The following is a 17,696-nucleotide window of genomic DNA, read 5'->3' on the forward strand; positions in this document are numbered from 1 at the left end:
GCCCCCATCATTCCCGATGCTCGGCGACCACCCGCAGCGCAGTGTCGAGAAACGAAGGCGAGGCCGAGTCCAGCCAGTGGATCCGCGGGTCGCGCCGGAACCAGGAGCGCTGCCGCCGGACGAACCGGCGGGTGGCCCGGATGGTCTCGGCGTGCGCCTCGGCCTCGGTCAGCTGCCCGGCCAGGAACCGCAGCACCTGCTGGTAGCCGAGCGCCCGGCTGGCCGTACGCCCCTCGGGCAGGCCACGGCCGACCAGCGTCCGCGTCTCGGCGACCAGGCCGTCGGCCCACATCCGGTCCACCCGCAGCGCGATCCGCTCGTCCAGCAGCGCGGTGTCCAGGTCCACACCGAGCTGCACCGACGGGTAGAACGGCGTGGGCTCGGGCAGCGAGGCGGTGAACGGCGCCCCGGTCAGCTCGATCACCTCGAGCGCCCGGACGATCCGCCGCCCGTTGGTCGGCAGGATGCCGGCCGCCGCCCCCGGGTCGGCCGCCTGCAGCCGCGCGTACAGCGGGGCCGGGCCGGCCGCCGCCAGCTCCGCCTCCAGCCGCTCCCGCACCGCCGGGTCGGTGCCGGGGAACTCGAACTGCTCCAGCACCGCCCGCACGTACAGGCCTGAGCCGCCGACCAGCAGCGGCACCCTCCCCCGGGCCAGGATGTCGTCGACCGCCGCGCGGGCCAGCCGCTGGTATTCGGCGACGCTGGCCGGCTCGGTCACCTCCCAGATGTCGAGCAGGTGGTGCGGCACGCCGTCCCGCTCGGCCGGGGTCAGCTTGGCGGTGCCGATGTCCATGCCCCGATAGAGCTGCATCGAGTCGGCGTTGACCACCTCGCCGCCGAGGGCTTGGGCGAGGGCGATGCTCAGCGCCGACTTCCCGGCCGCGGTCGGACCGACCACGGCCACCACCGTCGCACTCACCGGGCCTGCCTTCCGTTCGCGACTGCGGGGCTAGCCAGCTCACTCCTCGCGCTCACACCCGGTCCCAGTTCGCCACGAAGTAGGCGACGCCGTAGGGGGCCTGGTGGTAGCCCAGGTCACCGCGCCAGTCGCCGCCCGCCGCGCGAACCGCGCCGGCCAGCACCTGCCAGGGCGCCCGCCCGGCGACCTTCAGCTCCGCCGACGACACCGGGTCCAGGCCGAGCAGGGCCTCGGCGTCCGCGTCGGCCAGGGCCCGGGCCACCCCCTCGTCGTACGCCTCAGCGCGCGGATCGTCGTAGCCGGGCGCTTTCGTGCCCCGGCACGCTGAACCGTCCCCCAGCACCAGCACCCCGGTACGCCGCCCGGACTCGTCGACGAGGGCGGCCCCGAGCTCGGCGCACTCCGCCGGCGTCGCGCCCTCGGCGACGGCGCGGGCCAGCCGGGGCAGCTCGGTGCCGGTCCGGCCGACCAGCCAGGCACCGATGGTCAGGCTGAGCGGCAGCAGTTCGACGCCTGAGCAGTTGGTCTGCCACAGCCGGACGTACTGCTTCAGCCCGTAGCCGCGCAGCGAGCCGTAGTCCGCCGCGCCGAAACGGGTGGTCTCCGGCCCGCCGCCGACCAGCAGGATCTGCTCCGGCTCGGCCGCGAGCAGCCGGGCGAGAGCGGCGTCACAGGCGGCGCGGAGGTCGTCCAGCTCCGGCGCGGCGGCGCCGGCCAGTTCGGGCACGATCAGGGGTGGTTGGGGGCAGACGGCGGCGGCGACCAGAGGCACGCGTCCAACCTATCCGTATGCCCCGGTGCGTCCCCGCGCCGATCCGGTCATCCGGGCGCTACGACACCGTATGGTCACGGTCGACGACAGGCGCTCGACACGGACCGGGTCGGACCTGTGACAATGCCGGAAGTAACTTTGCTGCGCCGTGGCGGCGATCGCCGGGGACCTCCCGTCGACGCCGGGAGAACGAGGATGGGCACATGAGCGACTGGACTGCCTTCGGACGGGTGGACGAGGACGGCACCGTCTACGTCAAGACCGCCGAGGGCGAGCGGGTGGTCGGATCCTGGCAGGCGGGGGCCCCGGAGGAAGGGCTGGCCCACTTCGCCCGGCGTTTCGCCGACCTGGTGACGGAGGTGGACCTGACCGAGGCCCGGCTCAACTCGGGCGCGGCGGACGCCGGCCACTCGCTGGCCACGATCAAACGGATCCGCGCCTCGCTGGCCGAGGCGCACGTGGTCGGCGACATCGACGCGCTGGCCGCGCGCCTGGACAAGCTGGCCGCGACGGCCGAGGAGAAGGCCGGCGAGGCCAGGGCGGCGCGGGACGCCGCCCGGAGCGAGGCGCTGGCCCGCAAGACCGCCCTCGTGGACGAGGCGGAGAAGCTGGCCGCCGAGTCGACCGGCTGGAAGACCGCCGGGGACCGGCTCAAGGAGATCCTCGACGAGTGGAAGACCATCCGCGGGGTCGACAAGAAGACCGACGGCGAGCTGTGGAAGCGGTTCGCCGCCGCCCGGGACGGCTTCACCCGTCGCCGCGGCGCCCATTTCGCCTCCCTCGACCAGCAGCGCAAGCAGGCGCAGGCGGTCAAGGAGGAGCTGGTCGCCGAGGCCGAGAAGCTCAAGGACTCCACCGACTGGGGCGTCACCGCGGGCCAGCTCAAGGACCTGATGGCCCAGTGGAAGGCCGCGCCGCGGGCGTCCAAGGAGGCCGAGCAGAAGCTCTGGGAACGGTTCCGGGCGGCGCAGGACGAGTTCTTCACCCGGCGCAGCGAGGTCTTCTCGGCCCGGGACAACGAGCAGCGCGCCAACCTGGAGCGCAAGCAGGCCCTGCTCGCCGAGGCCGAGGGGCTGGACGTCGAGGGCGACCCGAAGGGTGCCCAGGCGAAGCTGCGGGAGATCCAGGCGCAGTGGCACGAGGCGGGCCGGGTGCCCCGGGAGGCCGCCGCCGGGCTGGAGCGCCGGCTGCGCGTCGTGGACGAGAAGGTCCGCGAGGTGATGGACTCGGCGTGGCGGCGTACCACCAAGGAGGACAGCCCGCTGCTGGCCCAGATGCGGGCGCAGGTCGCCGAGGCCGAGGACCGGCTGGCCCGGGCGCAGGCCGCCGGCGACGCCCGGCGGATCAAGGAGGCCGAGCAGGCGCTCGCCTCGAAGCGGCAGTTCCTCCAGCTGGCCGAGCAGACCAGCTGACCTGAGCGCACCCGGGAGCCCCCGGTCCCACCACGGGACCGGGGGCTCCCGCATGTATGCCGCGCGCCTCGCACCCCGGGCCCCGCCATGATCGCGCTCGAACCAGGAAGTAGTGGCCTGGCAGCGGGTCGGAGACCACTCGGTCCAGGATCGAGCGCGACCTTGCGGCCGCGGGCGGTTTGTCAGTGCGCGGCGCAGCCGGTCGCGGGCGCGGGCGCCGCGGCCGGCGCACCGACCGTGGGCAGCCCCAGCAAGACCCCGGGGGTACGCGGGGTACGCCCCGCCTCGGCGGCGTCGCCGGCCCGGGTACGCCGGTGCGACAGCGGCTCGCCGTCGGCGTTGAGGTGGTGCGGCGCGGCGTAGGTGACGGTGGTGTGCACGATGTCGCCGGGGCGGATCTGCCCGGCCAGGCTGCCCGCGTCGCCGTGCTGGCCGATCGCTCCGGCTGCGCTCGTCGCGAAGTGCACGAGGCGGCCGTCCCGGGCCCGGCCGGACATCCGACCGGTGCGCTCGTCCTTGCGTCCCTCGCCGACGGCGACCAACACCTCGACGGTCTCCCCGACCAGCTTCTTGTTCTCCGCCCAGGTGATCTCCTCCACCGTGGCGATCAGCCGCTCGTACCGCTCCTGCACGACCTGCTTGGGGAGCTGGCCGTCCATGGTCGCGGCCGGGGTGCCGGGGCGCTTCGAATATTGGAAGGTGAACGCCGAGGCGAACCGGGCCTCGCGGACCACGTCGAGGGTCCGCTCGAAGTCGGCGTCGGTCTCGCCGGGGAAGCCGACGATGATGTCGGTGGTGATCGCCGCGTCGGGCATCGCCGCCCGGACCTTCTCGATGATGCCCAGGTATTTCTCGGACCGGTACGAGCGGCGCATGGCGCGCAGCACGTCGTCGGAGCCGGACTGCAACGGCATGTGCAGCGAGTGGCAGACGTTCGGCGTCTCGGCCATCGCGGCGATCACGTCGTCGGTGAAGTCCTTCGGGTGCGGGCTGGTGAACCGGACCCGCTCCAGGCCCTCGATGTCGCCGCAGGCGCGTAGCAGCTTGCCGAACGCGTACCGGTCACCGAACTCCACGCCGTAGGAGTTGACGTTCTGCCCGAGCAGGGTCACCTCCAGCACGCCCTCGTCGACCAGGGCGCGCACCTCGGAGAGGATGTCGCCGGGGCGGCGGTCCTTCTCCTTGCCCCGCAGCGAGGGCACGATGCAGAACGTGCAGGTGTTGTTGCAGCCCACGGAGATCGACACCCAGCCGGCGTAGGTGGACTCGCGCCGGGTGGGCAGCGTGGAGGGGAAGACCTCGAGGGACTCGATGATCTCCACCTCGGCGGTGGCGTTGTGCCGGGCCCGCTCCAGCAGCACCGGCAGCGAGCCGATGTTGTGCGTGCCGAAGACCACGTCCACCCAGGGGGCCTTGCGGACGATCTCGCCCTGGTCCTTCTGGGCCAGGCAGCCGCCGACGGCGATCTGCATCCCGGGGTGCTTGTCCTTCACCGGGCGCAGATGACCCAGGTTGCCGTAGAGCCGATTGTCCGCGTTCTCCCGGACGGCGCAGGTGTTGAACACCACCACGTCGGGCTGCTCGTCGGCCTCGGCGGCGCGCACGTACCCGGCCTGTTCGAGCAGGCCGGAGATGCGCTCGGAGTCGTGCACGTTCATCTGGCAGCCGTACGTGCGCACCTGGTAGGTACGCGGGCTGCCCGCGGCTGCGGTAGTCATGACCCGGACAGCGTATCCGGGCCGAGCCGGCCGGACCGAACTGCGCCCGGCCACGACTCCGGCCGGACGCGGCCGTGCCCGGGTCAGGCGGCGGCGAGCGCCGGGGCGACCGAGTCGGGGGCCCAGCGCGAGCGGTGGCACTGCGACCAGCCCCGGCAGCCGGGGTGGGCGACGGTGCAGAGCCGCTGGTCGCTGAGCACCTCACCGTCGTCGGTCTCGGCCACGTCGAAGTGCACCGGGCGAATCGTGCCGCCCGGGGCGATCAGCAGGTGCCGCCCGGCGTCGAGGGTGTCGTCGCGCATCAGGCAGTTGCGGTCCAGCAGCCGGGCCAGCGCCGCGATGCTGGGCAGTTCGGGCAGGCGCTCGGGCACCCCGTAGCAGTCGACCATGGTGCCGTACGCCCCCGGCGCCTCCCAGACGTCGCAGACCACCGCGTACGCGGGCAGTCGGGCCGGGTCGGCGACGGCGAGGGGCATCACCACCCGGCCGAGCGCCTCGGCCAGCGCCGGGTAGACCTCCACGGGCGCTGCGCCGTCGATTCTCCAGTTCCACAGCTCGGTCATGCCGCCTCCTCGCTGTGCTCGTCCCACCGGCCTCCGGATCGGGCCTTACTGACGATGGTGGGGTGCATATGACCTCAGCCGGGGGCAAGTTACCGGTCTGTGACCATTCCGGGCAAAATTTCCTCGGGCGTCATTGCTTCAAGTAGCGGGAAGATGACAGTTTATCGGGTATCGTGCCCGATCCGGGAGAGTGACATGGCGCTCAGCGGACCCGGACCAGGTGCTCGCTCGGGGGCAGCAGCTCGCCGATCACCGTGCCGCCGGGGACCTCGCCCGCGACCAGCAGCCCACCGGAGGTCTGCGCGTCGGCCAGCAGCAGGCGCTCCCCCTCGGCGACGCCGCCGAAGTCGGTCCACGGGGTCACCCAGTCCAGGTTGCGGCGGGTGCCACCGCTGACGTACCCGTCCCGCAGCGCCTCCCGGGCGCCCGGCAGGTACGGCACGGCCGCCGCGTCCACGGCGACGGTGAGCCGGCTGGCCCGGGCCAGCTTCGAGGCGTGCCCGAGCAGCCCGAACCCGGTCACGTCGGTGCCGCAGCGAACGCCGGCGGCGACCGCCGCCCGGGCCGCGTCCCGGTTGAGCCGGGTCATCGAGGCGACCGCCTCCGGGAACCGCTCCCCGGTCCGCTTGTGCCGGCTGTTCAGCACCCCGACGCCGAGCGGTTTGGTCAGCGACAGCGGCAGGCCGGCCCGGCCGGCGTCCAGGGTGATCAGCTCCTCCGGGCGGACCACGCCGGTGACCGCCAGGCCGTACTTCGGGCCGTCGTCGTCCACGCTGTGCCCGCCGGCCAGGTGACAGCCGGCTTCCCGGGCCACGTCCTGGCCCCCGCGCAGCACCTCCCGGGCCAGTTCCACCGGCAGCACGTCCCGGGGCCAGCAGAGCAGGTTGACCGCGAGCAGCGGCGTGCCGCCCATCGCGTACACGTCGGAGAGCGCGTTGGCCGCGGCGATCCGGCCCCAGTCGTACGCGTCGTCGACCACCGGGGTGAAGAAGTCCGCGGTGCTCACCAGGCCGGTCCGCTCGTCCAGCCGGACCACCGCGGCGTCGTCGCCGTGGTCCAGGCCGACCAGCAGGTCGGCCGTGCCACCGGCCGGGGCGAGCCCGGCGACCATGGCCTCCAGTTCGCCCGGGGGAATCTTGCACGCACAGCCGCCGCCGCGGGCGTAATCGGTCAACCGGAGCGGATGGGTCATCCCCTCATGATCTCGGTGCAGTGCCGGGTCCGCCACTCGGACGGACCGGTTCGTGACGAAATTCGGACTGCCGGGCACGCCGGGGACCGGTGTTACCTCACTGTGACCGTTCGAGTTGCGTTCGGCCACATCACGCCGCCTAAAGTTGCCGCACCGGGGGTCGACCGACCCCGCTTTCTCCACGGACAGGGACGGTGGACGACGTGACGACGGGCGAACCGCTCATCGTGCTGGACGGGGTCAACAAGTGGTTCGGCCCCCTGCACGTGCTCGACGACGTCTCGCTCTCCGTCGGCAGGGGTGAGGTGGTCGTGGTGATCGGCCCCTCCGGCTCCGGCAAGTCGACCCTCTGCCGGACGATCAACCGGCTGGAGCCGATCGACTCGGGCAGCATCACCTTCGACGGGCGCCCGCTGCCGGCCGAGGGCAAGGGGCTGGCGAAGCTGCGCAGCGAGGTCGGCATGGTGTTCCAGTCGTTCAACCTCTTCGCGCACAAGACCATCCTGGAGAACGTCACGCTCGGCCCGGTCAAGGTGCGCAAGGAGAAGCCGGCCGCCGTTCGTGAGCGCGGCCTGGCCCTGCTCGACCGGGTCGGCATCGCCAACCAGGCCGACAAGTACCCCGCCCAGCTCTCCGGCGGCCAGCAGCAGCGGGCGGCGATCGCCCGCGCGCTGGCCATGCAGCCCAAGGCGATGCTGTTCGACGAGCCGACCAGCGCGCTCGACCCGGAGATGGTCGGCGAGGTGCTGGACGTGATGACCTCGCTGGCCCGCGAGGGCATGACCATGGTGGTGGTCACCCACGAGATGGGCTTCGCCCGGCACGCGGCCAACCGGGTGGTCTTCATGGCCGACGGCCGGATCGTCGAGGACGCCGCGCCGACGGAGTTCTTCGCGAACCCGCGCAGCGAGCGGGCCAAGGACTTCCTCTCCAAGATCCTCACCCACTGAGCGTCCGTAGTGGAGCGCGCCGTCCCCCGGCGGCTCTGTCGTAGAAGGAGATGAGAATGCGTTACCAGCGCGTGGCGGCGGTCGCCATGATGGCCTCGCTCGCCCTCTCGGCCGCCGCGTGCGGCAAGGAGGGGAACCCGACCCCCAGCGGCGGCGGCAACGCCAGCGGCGGCGCGGCGCAGTCGGACAACTGCACCAGCTCGGGCGTGACCTTCACCCCCAAGACGGACGCCGCCGTCGCGGGCAGCCCGACCTTCGAGAAGATCAAGACCGCCGGCAAGGTCACCATCGGCGTCAAGTTCGACCAGCCGAACCTGGGCTACAAGGACGCCCAGGGCAAGCGCTGCGGCTTCGACGTCGAGATCGCCCAGTACGTCGCCAGCAAGCTCGGCGTCGACCCGGCGAAGATCGAGTACAAGGAGATCGCGTCGGCCAACCGGGAGACCGCGATCAAGGGTGGCGAGATCGACTACTACGTCGGCACCTACTCGATCACCGACAAGCGCAAGAACGACGTCTCCTTCGCCGGGCCGTACTTCGTGGCCGGCCAGGACCTGCTGGTCCGCAAGGACGAGTCGTCGATCACCGGCAAGGACAGCCTCAAGGGCAAGAAGGTCTGCTCGGCCACCGGCTCCACCCCGATCCAGCGGGTGCGCGACGAGGGCCTGACCGAGGCGAGCAACATCGTCGAGTTCAAGACCTACTCCGAGTGCGTCTCGCAGCTGCTCGACAAGAAGGTCGACGCGGTGACCACCGACGACGCCATCCTCAAGGGCTACGCGGCGCAGAACCCGGACGAGCTGAAGGTCGTCGGCCAGCCGTTCAGCACCGAGAAGTACGGCATCGGCCTGCCCAAGGACGACAAGGCGTTCCGCGACTACGTCAACGACCAGATCGAGGCCGCCTTCACCGACGGCACCTGGCAGAAGATCTACGACGGCACGCTCGGCAAGTCCGGCTCCTCGGCGACCCCGCCGCAGCTCGAGCGGTACTGACGGTCCGACGCCAGACCGGGCGGGGAGCTTGCTCCCCGCCCGGTCCCCGTCCCGAGAGTGAGAGCGAGGCATGGGCGAGTTCTTCCGCGTCCTGACGGACAACCAGCAGGTGTTCCTCGACGGGTTCGTGAACACCATCAAGCTCTTCCTGATCGCAGCGGTCGGCAGCCTCGTCCTCGGTACGCTGCTCGGCGCGATGCGGGTCTCGCCGGTGCCCGCCCTGCGGGCGTTCGGCGCCACCTACGTGAACCTGATCCGCAACACCCCGCTGACCCTGGTCTTCGCGTTCCTCGTCTTCGCGGTGCCGAAGCTGGACGTGAACATCGACTACTTCCCCAGTGCCTGCATCGCGCTGACCGTCTACACCTCCGCGTTCGTCTGCGAGGTGGTCCGCTCCGGCGTGAACACCGTGGCGACCGGTCAGGCCGAGGCGGCCCGGGCGCTGGGCATGACCTTCGGCCAGGTGCTGACGCTGATCGTGCTGCCGCAGGCGCTGCGGGCGATGGTGCCGCCGATGATGAGCGTCTTCATCGCCATGCTCAAGAACACCACGATCGCGGCCGGCTTCTCGGTGCTCGAGGCCGGCGCCATCCCGGCGTACATGGCCGAACGGGGTGAGCCCCAGATGGTCGTGCTCAGCTGGATCGTGATCGGCTTCCTAATCCTGATCATCCCGCTGGTGCTGCTCCAGCGGTTCCTCGAGCGCAAGTGGGCGGTGGCACGGTGAGCTCGGTCCTCTACGACCTGCCCGGGCCGCGGGCCCGGCTGCGCAACCGGATCCTGGGCGTCGTCTCGATCGCGGCGATCGGCGCGCTGGTCGCGTTCATCATCTACAAGTTCAACGAGACCGGTCAGTTCGAGGCCCGCAAGTGGGAGCAGTTCCAGTACGCCTCGGTGCAGCGTGAGCTGCTCACCGGCCTGTGGGCGACGCTCAAGGCGGCCGGCCTGGCCACCGTGCTGGCGCTGCTGTTCGGCGCGGTCTTCGCCAGCGCCCGGCTCAGCGACCGGTGGATCCTGCGCACCCCGGCCACCTTCGTGGTGGAACTGTTCCGGGCCATCCCGCTGCTGATCCTGATCTTCTTCGGCTACTACGTGCCGCTGCAGTACGGCTGGTCGATCGACAAGCTCTGGGCGCTGGTCATCGGCCTCACCCTGTACAACGGCTCGGTGCTGGCGGAGATCTTCCGCGCCGGCATCAACGCGGTGCCGTACGGGCAGACCGAGGGCGCGTACGCCATCGGCCTGCGCAAGAACCAGGTGCTCCGGCTGATCCTGCTGCCGCAGGCATTCCGGTCGATGCTGCCGGCGATCGTCAGCCAGCTCGTGGTGCTGCTCAAGGACACCGCCCTGGGCTTCATCATCACGTACCCGGAGCTGCTCTTCGTCGGTAAGCAGATCGGCGGCCGGCTGCCGTTCGGCCTGCCGTACGTGCCGACGTACCTGATCGTCGCGGCGATCTACATCAGCATCTGCGGCCTGCTGTCGATCCTGGCCTGGTGGCTGCAGAAGCGGATGGGCCGGATGCCGAAGACGGCCGGCCGGGTCGTCCCGACCCAGGAGGTCGACGCCGGGCGCACGGCGGTCTGACGAAACGCGCGCGAACCGGCAACACGGGCGGGTGACCACGAAGGTCACCCGCCCGTCCCACGTTCGCGGCGTGAGCTTCTCCGTGTGCCGTCAGCGGGCGATCTCGGTGACCCGGGACTCGCGGACCACGGTCACCCGGATCTGCCCCGGGTAGGTCAGCTCCTCCTCGATCTGCTTGGCCACGTCCCGGGCCAGCACCGCCGCGCCGATGTCGTCGACGTCCTCCGGCTTGACCATCACCCGGATCTCCCGGCCCGCCTGCATGGCGAAGACCTTCTCCACGCCGAGCTTGCCGGCCGCGATCTCCTCGATCCGCTCCAGCCGTTTGACGTACGCCTCCAGGCTCTCCCGCCGCGCCCCCGGCCGGCCGCCGGAGCAGGCGTCGGAGGCCTGGGTGAGGACCGCCTCGATGGTCTGCGGCGGCACCTCGTTGTGGTGCGCCTCGATGGCGTGCACCACGTCCTCGCTCTCGCCGTACTTGCGGGCCAGGTCGGCGCCGATGATGGCGTGGCTCCCCTCCACCTCGTGGGTGAGCGCCTTGCCGATGTCGTGCAGGAACGCGCTGCGCTTGATCGTCGGCACGTCCAGCCGTAGCTCGGCGGCCATGATCCCGGCGATGTGCGCGGTCTCCACCAGGTGCTTGAGCACGTTCTGCCCGTACGACGTCCGGTAGCGCAGCCGGCCCAGCAGGGTGACCAGCTCGGGGTGGATCTCGGTGATGCCGACCTCGACCAGGGCGTCCTCGGCGGCCCGGTGGCAGAGCTCCTCCACCTCGTGCCGGGCCTGGTCGTAGACCTCCTCGATGCGGTGCGGGTGGATCCGGCCGTCCAGGACCAGCTTCTCGAGGGTGAGCCGGCCGACCTCCCGGCGTACCGGGTCGAAGCAGGAGAGCAGCACCGCCTCGGGGGTGTCGTCGATGATCAGGTTGACCCCGGTGACCGACTCGAAGGCGCGGATGTTGCGCCCCTCCCGGCCGATGATCCGCCCCTTCATCTCGTCGCCCGGCAGGTGCAGGACGCTCACCACGCTCTCCGCGGTCTGCTCGCTGGCGACCCGCTGGATGGCGTCCACGACGATGTGCCGGGCCCGCTGCTCGGCGGTGTTGCGGGCGTCCGACTCGATGTCCCGGACCAGCAGGACAGCCTCCCGCTTGGCCTGGCTCTCGATCGACTCGACCAGCTCGGCCCGGGCCGCGTCGGCGGTCAGCCCGGCCACCCGCTCCAACTCGCGGCGGCGCTGCTGCTCCGCCTCGGCGAGAGCCTGCTCCCGCTCGCCCACGGCGGCCTCCCGCGCCGCCAGCGCGGCGCTGGCGGCGGTGAGCTGCCGTTCCCGCTCGGCGAGCCGCTCCACCTCCTCGGTGTGCAGCCGCTCCCGCTCGTCCATCCGAGCGGCCCGGCGATCGACCTCGGCGGCCTGCTCGCGGGTGGTCGCGGCGAGCACCGCGACCTCCCGCTCGCCGCTGCGCCGGGCGGCGGCGCGGAGCTGCTCGGCGTCCGCCTCGGCCTGCTTGTGCGCCCGTTCCAGCACGGTGTCGGCCTCGGCGCGGGCGTCGTCCAGGACGCGGCGGGCCTCCGCGCGGGCCGCCTTCGCCTCGGCCTTCGCCGCAGCTGCCTCGGCCCGGGCCGCGGCGGCGGCCGACCGCGCCACGTCGATGGTGCTGTTCGCCTCGTCGGCGGCGCTGCGCAGGGCCGCCAGGGACTGCTCCTGACGATCCTTCTCGGCGACAAAGGCCGGGTCCTCGGGGGTGGGCGCGATACTGAGCCGGCGCAGCGTACGCACGCCGACCAGGACGGCACCGACCACCACGGCGGCGAGGAGCAGCACCAGCACGAGGATGAGGACTTCGAACCCGCTCATGCCGCCGCTCCACCGCGTCCGGCGAGGTCGCCCCCGGTTCGGCCGGCAGTCACGGGACGGCGACCGGGGCGGGCACCGGTGACCTCGGGTGGGGTCGCGATCGGCGGGCGGCGGCCACCATTGCCGACGACGCCAGTTGGAGGACCGCCGGTGAACCTGTGCCGCCCCGTCATGGCCGCCTCCCCTGAACGTCGGCGCCGCAGCCCGCGTGCCGACGGGCACACGCCTGCGGCTCTGGACGCCCGACCGGAGCGGCTGGCCGTGGGTAGCTTTCCGTCGGCGGTGCCCCTGTAGGGGCATCGCCGGCGGCCGGTTGCAGTTGTCGGCGGCACCGGACCGGCTGTCCGGAGCTGTCGTCAAAAGGCCGGTGAAGCTGGCCCAAAGTGATGCAGTTCTGTTACGCGATCTATGTTGTGCGCTTAGCCTGCGCTGGTCGGGCAATGTGAGCCTGTATGGCGAGGCTAGGTCGCCAGGGGCCGTTCGGTCAAGAACTCATGATCAAACCACCCGGACGGAGAGAAGTTACGGCGTCACCCAGCGCCGATCAGATGCCGGACACGGCTGGACAAACCCCGCACCGGACGGCCTCCCCGATCACCTTTCCGACCTGCTCAGGGCCCCCGGCAACCCACGTCACCCGCTCCTCACCGCAGGCTGCTCGGCGTCGTCACGACGGCAGGGCACAACTTCTCCGAAAGTGTGGCCTTTCGCTGAACTTGCGCGACCTGGCGACCCGCGGCCCGGTCCCGAGGGCCAGCGAGTGCGAGCGGGCAGCCACCCGGGATGCGGCAACCCGGCCCGACCGGCTGCCCGGAAATCACGAGATGCCGCAACACGCGCAACGCCGACCTCCGATGGTCGGTCAGTCGAGGGTGCGGGTGTCCCGATCGAGGTCGTGCTCGGCATCGGCCAGCGCGTCGGCGTCGATGTGCTCGGCGAACTCGGCCGCCTCGGCGCTCTGCGCGGCCAGGGCGTCCTTCACCGCCCGGATCGCCACGCCGGGCGGGTATCCCTTGCGCGCCAGCATCCCGACGAGGCGGCGGAACACCGCGTCCGGCTCGCCCCGGGCGGTCCGCAGCTTGCGCTCGACCAGGGCCCGGGCCGTCTCCGCCTCGGTCTCCTCGTCCAACTCGCCGAGGGCCTCGCTGGCCACCTCACCGTCGACGCCGCGCTGGCGCAGCTCGTTGGCGAGCGCCCGGCGAGCCAGCCCACGGCCGGCGTGCCGGCTGGTGACCCAGGCCCGGGCGAAGGCGGCGTCGTCGATGATGCCGACCTCGTCGTACCGGTCGAGGACCTGGGCGGCGACCTCCTCGGAGATGCCCCGCTTGGTGAGGGCGCCGGCCAGCTCGGCCCGGGTACGCGGCCGGACCGCGAGCTGCCGCAGGCAGATCTCCCGGGCCACCTCGGCCTCGTCGCGGGGCGGGGCTGGCGTGGCCTCCGGATCGGTCTCCTCGGCGCGGCCCCGGCGGCTCCGGCGGGGGCGGGGTGTGGTGGCGTCACCCGTGCGGGGCGGGCTGGCGTCCCAGCCCCGCCCCGTACGGGCGCGTCGTCCTGCCACGGGTCAGGTCAGAAGTCGACCGGCGGCAGCTCCGGGCCACCGGCGGCGTCGCCCACGCCGACCCCGACGCCGAGCTTCTCCAGGATCTTCTTCTCGATCTCGGCGGCCACGTCCGGGTTCTCCCGGAGGAACTCGCGGGCCTTCTCCTTGCCCTGGCCGAGCTGGTCGCCGTCGTAGGTGTACCAGGCGCCGGACTTGCGGATGATCGCCTGCTCCACACCGACGTCGATCAGCGACCCCTCGCGGGAGATGCCCTTGCCGTACATGATGTCGAACTCGGCCTGCTTGAACGGCGCGGCGACCTTGTTCTTCACCACCTTGACCCGGGTGCGGTTGCCGACCACGTCGGTGCCGTCCTTGAGGCTCTCGATGCGGCGCACGTCGAGCCGGACCGAGGCGTAGAACTTCAGCGCCCGGCCACCGGTGGTGGTCTCCGGGCTGCCGAACATGACGCCGATCTTCTCGCGGAGCTGGTTGATGAAGATCGCCGTGGTGCCGGTGTTGTTGAGCACACCGGTGATCTTGCGGAGCGCCTGGCTCATCAGCCGGGCCTGGAGACCCACGTGGCTGTCGCCCATCTCGCCCTCGATCTCGGCGCGCGGCACCAGGGCGGCGACCGAGTCGATCACGATGATGTCGAGCGCGCCGGAGCGGACCAGCATGTCCGCGATCTCCAGCGCCTGCTCGCCGGTGTCGGGCTGGGATACCAGCAGGGCGTCGGTGTCGACGCCGAGGGCCTTCGCGTATTCCGGGTCGAGCGCGTGCTCAGCGTCGATGAAGGCGGCGATGCCGCCCGCCCGCTGGGCGTTGGCCACCGCGTGCAGGGCCACCGTGGTCTTACCGCTGGACTCCGGGCCGTAGATCTCGATGACCCGGCCGCGGGGCAGTCCGCCCACGCCGAGCGCGACGTCGAGCGCGATGGAGCTGGTCGGGATCACCGCGGTCTGCACGACCGGCCGCTCCCCGAGCCGCATCACCGAACCCTTGCCGAACTGCTTGTCGATCTGAGCGAGAGCAAGGTCGAGTGCCTTCTCCCGGTCCGGCCCTGCCGCCATCGTTGCCACCCCTGCCTTCGCCGGCGTCTTACCTGAGCTTCGCGTCACGCGGGACACGCTAGGCGCTGGGTCCGACAGAAAACCAGCCGACGGGCCGCGAGCTGTGGACGAGCACCCCGCTGTGGACAATAGCCGAACAGGTGTACGACTGGGCAAGCGACACGCCAACCCGGGAAAAAGGCTGCTCAGCGTAGCCGCGCCGGCACCCGGTCGGGATAGGCGGCGACCACCGCCCGCCACACCACGTGCGTCTCCTCACCCGCGGCCAGGGCCTGGTCGATGGTCCGCCCGCCGAGCTGGGGCAGCACCTGGTCGCTGGCGATGCTGGCCGCGTAGCCCGGCCCGAACGCCTCCTCCAGCCGCGCCCAGAAGTCGGTCAGCCGCACGTGTCACTCCTCCTTGTCGGGCGCCCCAACGGGCACCGGACGCAACGCTAGCGCCACCAGGGGCACCGTCGCGATCGCCGCGAGCAGGGTGAGGGCCGGATAACCGGCCACCCGCACGACAAACCCGCTCAGCGCCGCGGCGCCGGCCCCGGCCAGCCCCATGGTCAGGTCCGACAGGCCCTGGACGCTCGGCCGCACGTCGGCGGGCACCGACTCGGACAGCAGCGTGGAGCCGGCGACCATGGTGCCCGACCAGCCCAGTCCGAGCAGCGCCAGACCGAGCGAGAGTTCGGGCGTGTGGTGCCCGGCCGTGCCGGCGACCGCGCAGGCGGCGAGCAGCACCCCGATGCCGCCGAGGATCACCGCGCGCCGGCCGAGCCGGTCGGTGAGCCAGCCGACCACCGGGGAGAACGCGTACATGCCGGCGATGTGCAGGCTCAGCACGATGCCGACCACCCGCAGCACGTCGGCGTCGTCGTGGAACTCGCCGAGGCGTACCGGGGTCATCGACATCACGGCGACCATCACCAGGTGGCCCATCGCCACGGCCGCGATGCCCAGGCGGGCGGCGGGTCGCTCGCGTACCACCCGCCAGGCGGCGCGCATGCCCGCGGCGCGCCGGGCCGGCGACAACTCCGGCTCGGCGCGTCTGACGCCGCGCGGCGACCCGGAGCCGTCGGGGGCCGGTGCCGCGACCACCTCGGCCACCGGGTCGTCGGCGGCCGCCAGCCGGCGGGCGGTGAGCAGCGGGTCGGGCCGCAGCAGAGCCGCCAGTACGCCCGCGGTGAGCACGAACGCCGCGGCGCTGAACGCGAACGGGCCGGCCAGCGGCGGCAGTCCCCACCCGCCGGTGGTCCGGTCGGCGAGCGCGGCGAAGTTGGGCGCCGCCACGGCGCCGATGGTGGTGGCCCAGACGATCAACGAGAGCTGCCGCCCCCGGCGGGCCGGCTCGGCGAGATCCACCGCCGTGTAGCGCGCCTGAAGGTTGGCCGCGGTGCCGCCGCCGAAGAGCAGCATGCCGAGGAAGAGCAGCGGCACCCAGCGGGTGACCGCGGCGAGCACCACCAGCACACCTCCGGCCGCCCCGGCCAGGTACGCCAGCACCAGGCCCGGCCGCCGGCCGTGCCCGGTCATGATCCGGGTCACCGGGACGGCGAGCAGGGCCCCACCGACCACGGCCGCGCTCTGCGCCAGGCCCGCCACGGCGGTGCCGGCGATCCGGGCGGCGAGCAGCGCCCCGACCGCGACCCCGATGGTGACGCCGATCCCCCCGATGATCTGGGTGACGAAGAGCAGCCGCAGCGTGCGCCGCCGGATCGGCGCGACATCGGGCCGCGCCAGCGCCGGCGCGGTCAGGTCAGTGGCCATCTCGGGTGCTCCTCGGGTAAGGGGTGACCCATCCTCCCGCACCCGACCGGACCGCCGGCACCGGGTTTCGCTACAAGCCGAGACTACGGCCGATGATCTCCTTCATGATCTCGGTGGTGCCGCCGTAGATGGTCTGCACCCGGCCGTCCAGCCAGGCCTTCGCCACCGGGTACTCCAGCATGAACCCGTAGCCGCCGTGCAGCTGCAGGCAGCGGTCGGCCACCCGATTCTGCAGCTCGGTGGTCCACCACTTGGCCTTCGCCGCGTCGGTCACCGACAGCCGGCCGGCGTTGAACTCGGCGACGCAGTGGTTGACGAAGGTCCGCGCGATGGTGACCTCGGTGTCCAGCTCGGCCAAGAGGAACCGGTTGTGCTGGAACTTCCCGATCGGCCGGCCGAACGCCTCCCGCGAGCGGGCGTAGTCGAGGGTGAGCGCGAGCAGCTTCTCCGCCGCCGCCACCGCCGCGACGGCGATGCTCAACCGCTCCCGGGGCAGGTTGCCCATCAGGTGATAGAAGCCGTGGTTCTCGGTGCCGATCAGGTTCTCCACCGGAACCCGGCAGTCGGCGAAGAAGAGTTCGGCGGTGTCGTTGGCCTTCAGGCCCACCTTGGCCAGTCGCCGTCCCCGACTGAAACCGGGGGTGCCGGTCTCCACCGCGATCAGGCTCACCCCGTGCGCGCCCTGGTCGGGTGCCGTCTTGGCGACCACCACCACGAGATCGGCCATTTCTCCGTTGGTGATGAACGTCTTCTGGCCGTTGAGGACGTACGTGTCGCCGTCCCGAACGGCGCTGGTGCGGACCCCCGCCAGGTCCGAACCCGCCCCCGGCTCGCTCATCGCGATCGCGGTGACCAGGTCGCCGGAGCAGAAGCCCGGCAGCCAGCGCTTGCGCTGGTCGTCGGTGGTCAGCTCGGTCAGGTACGGAGCCACCACGTCGTTGTGCAGGCCGAACCCGAGACCGGAACACCCCGCCGCGACGATCTCCTCGTCGAGGACCGCGTGGAACCGGAAGTCGTGCTGCCCGCCGCCGCCGTACTCCTCGCCGACGTCCATGCCGAGCAGCCCGGCGGCGCCGGCCTTGCGCCACACCTCCCGGTCCACGATCCCGTCGGCCTCCCAACGCTTGTGGTACGGCACCGCCTCCCGGGCGAGGAACTCGCGGCACAGGTCCCGGAACTCCTCGTGCACGGGCTCGTAGAGATGCTGCTCCATGGCGATGAGTGTGCCCGCCGCGCGGCCGGGCGGGAAGGGCGGCGACGGACGGAACCGGCCGCCGGGTCTTGACGACGCTATCCGTCGCAGCTTTATTCTCACGGCACGATTTCCGTGGACCTTGGTCCGCTCGCGCAACGTTAACCGTAGG

Annotated in this window: 16 protein-coding genes; 5 read left to right on the forward strand and 11 right to left on the reverse strand. The window is 72.0% G+C overall.

What is annotated here, in order from left to right:
• Positions 1–7: 7 nt before the first annotated feature.
• Positions 8–919, reverse strand: coding sequence for a tRNA (adenosine(37)-N6)-dimethylallyltransferase MiaA (gene miaA, locus FXF52_RS09255; RefSeq protein WP_255471816.1), 912 nt, complete (start codon positions 917–919; stop codon positions 8–10).
• A 52-nt stretch (positions 920–971) separates the two neighbouring features.
• On the reverse strand, positions 972–1,691 hold the full coding sequence (locus FXF52_RS09260) for a hypothetical protein (protein WP_148795422.1): 720 nt from the start codon (positions 1,689–1,691) through the stop codon (positions 972–974).
• 203 nt (positions 1,692–1,894) lie between these two features.
• On the opposite strand from FXF52_RS09260, the gene FXF52_RS09265 reads away from it, so the two are divergent.
• The gene (locus FXF52_RS09265) at positions 1,895–3,103 is read left to right on the forward strand and encodes a DUF349 domain-containing protein (protein WP_148795424.1); all 1,209 of its coding nucleotides are present in this window, start codon (positions 1,895–1,897) and stop codon (positions 3,101–3,103) included.
• Positions 3,104–3,285: 182 nt separating this feature from the next.
• Here FXF52_RS09265 and miaB read toward each other — a convergent pair whose 3' ends face one another.
• The 3 genes from miaB to selD all read right to left on the reverse strand — a co-directional run bounded on the left by miaB (position 3,286) and on the right by selD (position 6,576).
• Complete coding sequence (miaB, locus tag FXF52_RS09270) at positions 3,286–4,821, reverse strand: tRNA (N6-isopentenyl adenosine(37)-C2)-methylthiotransferase MiaB (RefSeq protein WP_148795426.1); 1,536 nt, start codon at positions 4,819–4,821, stop codon at positions 3,286–3,288.
• Between the two features lie 83 nt (positions 4,822–4,904).
• Entirely contained in the window at positions 4,905–5,384 is a 480-nt protein-coding gene (locus tag FXF52_RS09275) for a hypothetical protein (RefSeq protein ID WP_148795428.1), read from the reverse strand.
• A gap of 202 nt (positions 5,385–5,586) precedes the next feature.
• Positions 5,587–6,576 (reverse strand): selenide, water dikinase SelD, encoded by a 990-nt coding sequence (gene selD / locus FXF52_RS09280; protein WP_148795430.1) that lies wholly within the window; start codon positions 6,574–6,576, stop codon positions 5,587–5,589.
• A 194-nt stretch (positions 6,577–6,770) separates the two neighbouring features.
• Between selD and FXF52_RS09285 the strand changes: the two genes are divergently transcribed.
• The 4 genes from FXF52_RS09285 to FXF52_RS09300 all read left to right on the forward strand — a co-directional run bounded on the left by FXF52_RS09285 (position 6,771) and on the right by FXF52_RS09300 (position 10,108).
• Complete coding sequence (locus FXF52_RS09285; protein WP_148795432.1) at positions 6,771–7,526, forward strand: amino acid ABC transporter ATP-binding protein; 756 nt, start codon at positions 6,771–6,773, stop codon at positions 7,524–7,526.
• A 56-nt stretch (positions 7,527–7,582) separates the two neighbouring features.
• Positions 7,583–8,521 (forward strand): glutamate ABC transporter substrate-binding protein, encoded by a 939-nt coding sequence (locus FXF52_RS09290; RefSeq protein ID WP_148795434.1) that lies wholly within the window; start codon positions 7,583–7,585, stop codon positions 8,519–8,521.
• A gap of 70 nt (positions 8,522–8,591) precedes the next feature.
• Positions 8,592–9,248, forward strand: a complete 657-nt coding sequence (locus tag FXF52_RS09295) for an amino acid ABC transporter permease (RefSeq protein ID WP_148795436.1) — start codon at positions 8,592–8,594, stop codon at positions 9,246–9,248.
• Complete coding sequence (locus FXF52_RS09300; protein WP_148795439.1) at positions 9,245–10,108, forward strand: amino acid ABC transporter permease; 864 nt, start codon at positions 9,245–9,247, stop codon at positions 10,106–10,108. The genes FXF52_RS09295 and FXF52_RS09300 overlap by 4 nt, the downstream gene beginning before the upstream one ends.
• Positions 10,109–10,198: 90 nt before the next feature.
• Here the strand turns inward: FXF52_RS09300 and rny are convergent, their stop codons facing one another.
• The 6 genes from rny to FXF52_RS09330 all read right to left on the reverse strand — a co-directional run bounded on the left by rny (position 10,199) and on the right by FXF52_RS09330 (position 17,545).
• A complete protein-coding gene (gene rny, locus FXF52_RS09305; RefSeq protein ID WP_148795441.1) occupies positions 10,199–11,965 on the reverse strand; it encodes a ribonuclease Y in 1,767 nt (588 codons plus the stop codon).
• An 862-nt stretch (positions 11,966–12,827) separates the two neighbouring features.
• Positions 12,828–13,523 (reverse strand): regulatory protein RecX, encoded by a 696-nt coding sequence (locus FXF52_RS09310; protein WP_148795443.1) that lies wholly within the window; start codon positions 13,521–13,523, stop codon positions 12,828–12,830.
• An 8-nt stretch (positions 13,524–13,531) separates the two neighbouring features.
• On the reverse strand, positions 13,532–14,578 hold the full coding sequence (gene recA / locus FXF52_RS09315) for a recombinase RecA (RefSeq protein ID WP_073832643.1): 1,047 nt from the start codon (positions 14,576–14,578) through the stop codon (positions 13,532–13,534).
• Between the two features lie 185 nt (positions 14,579–14,763).
• Positions 14,764–14,964, reverse strand: a complete 201-nt coding sequence (locus tag FXF52_RS09320; RefSeq protein ID WP_148795445.1) for a DUF3046 domain-containing protein — start codon at positions 14,962–14,964, stop codon at positions 14,764–14,766.
• Positions 14,965–14,967: 3 nt separating this feature from the next.
• Positions 14,968–16,332 (reverse strand): MFS transporter, encoded by a 1,365-nt coding sequence (locus tag FXF52_RS09325; RefSeq protein WP_148795448.1) that lies wholly within the window; start codon positions 16,330–16,332, stop codon positions 14,968–14,970.
• 70 nt (positions 16,333–16,402) lie between these two features.
• A complete protein-coding gene (locus FXF52_RS09330) occupies positions 16,403–17,545 on the reverse strand; it encodes an acyl-CoA dehydrogenase family protein (protein WP_148795450.1) in 1,143 nt (380 codons plus the stop codon).
• Between the last annotated feature and the right edge of the window lie 151 nt (positions 17,546–17,696).

It is taken from the genome of Micromonospora sp. MP36, assembly GCF_008119785.1.
In the GTDB taxonomy this organism is placed as follows: Bacteria; Actinomycetota; Actinomycetes; order Mycobacteriales; family Micromonosporaceae; genus Micromonospora.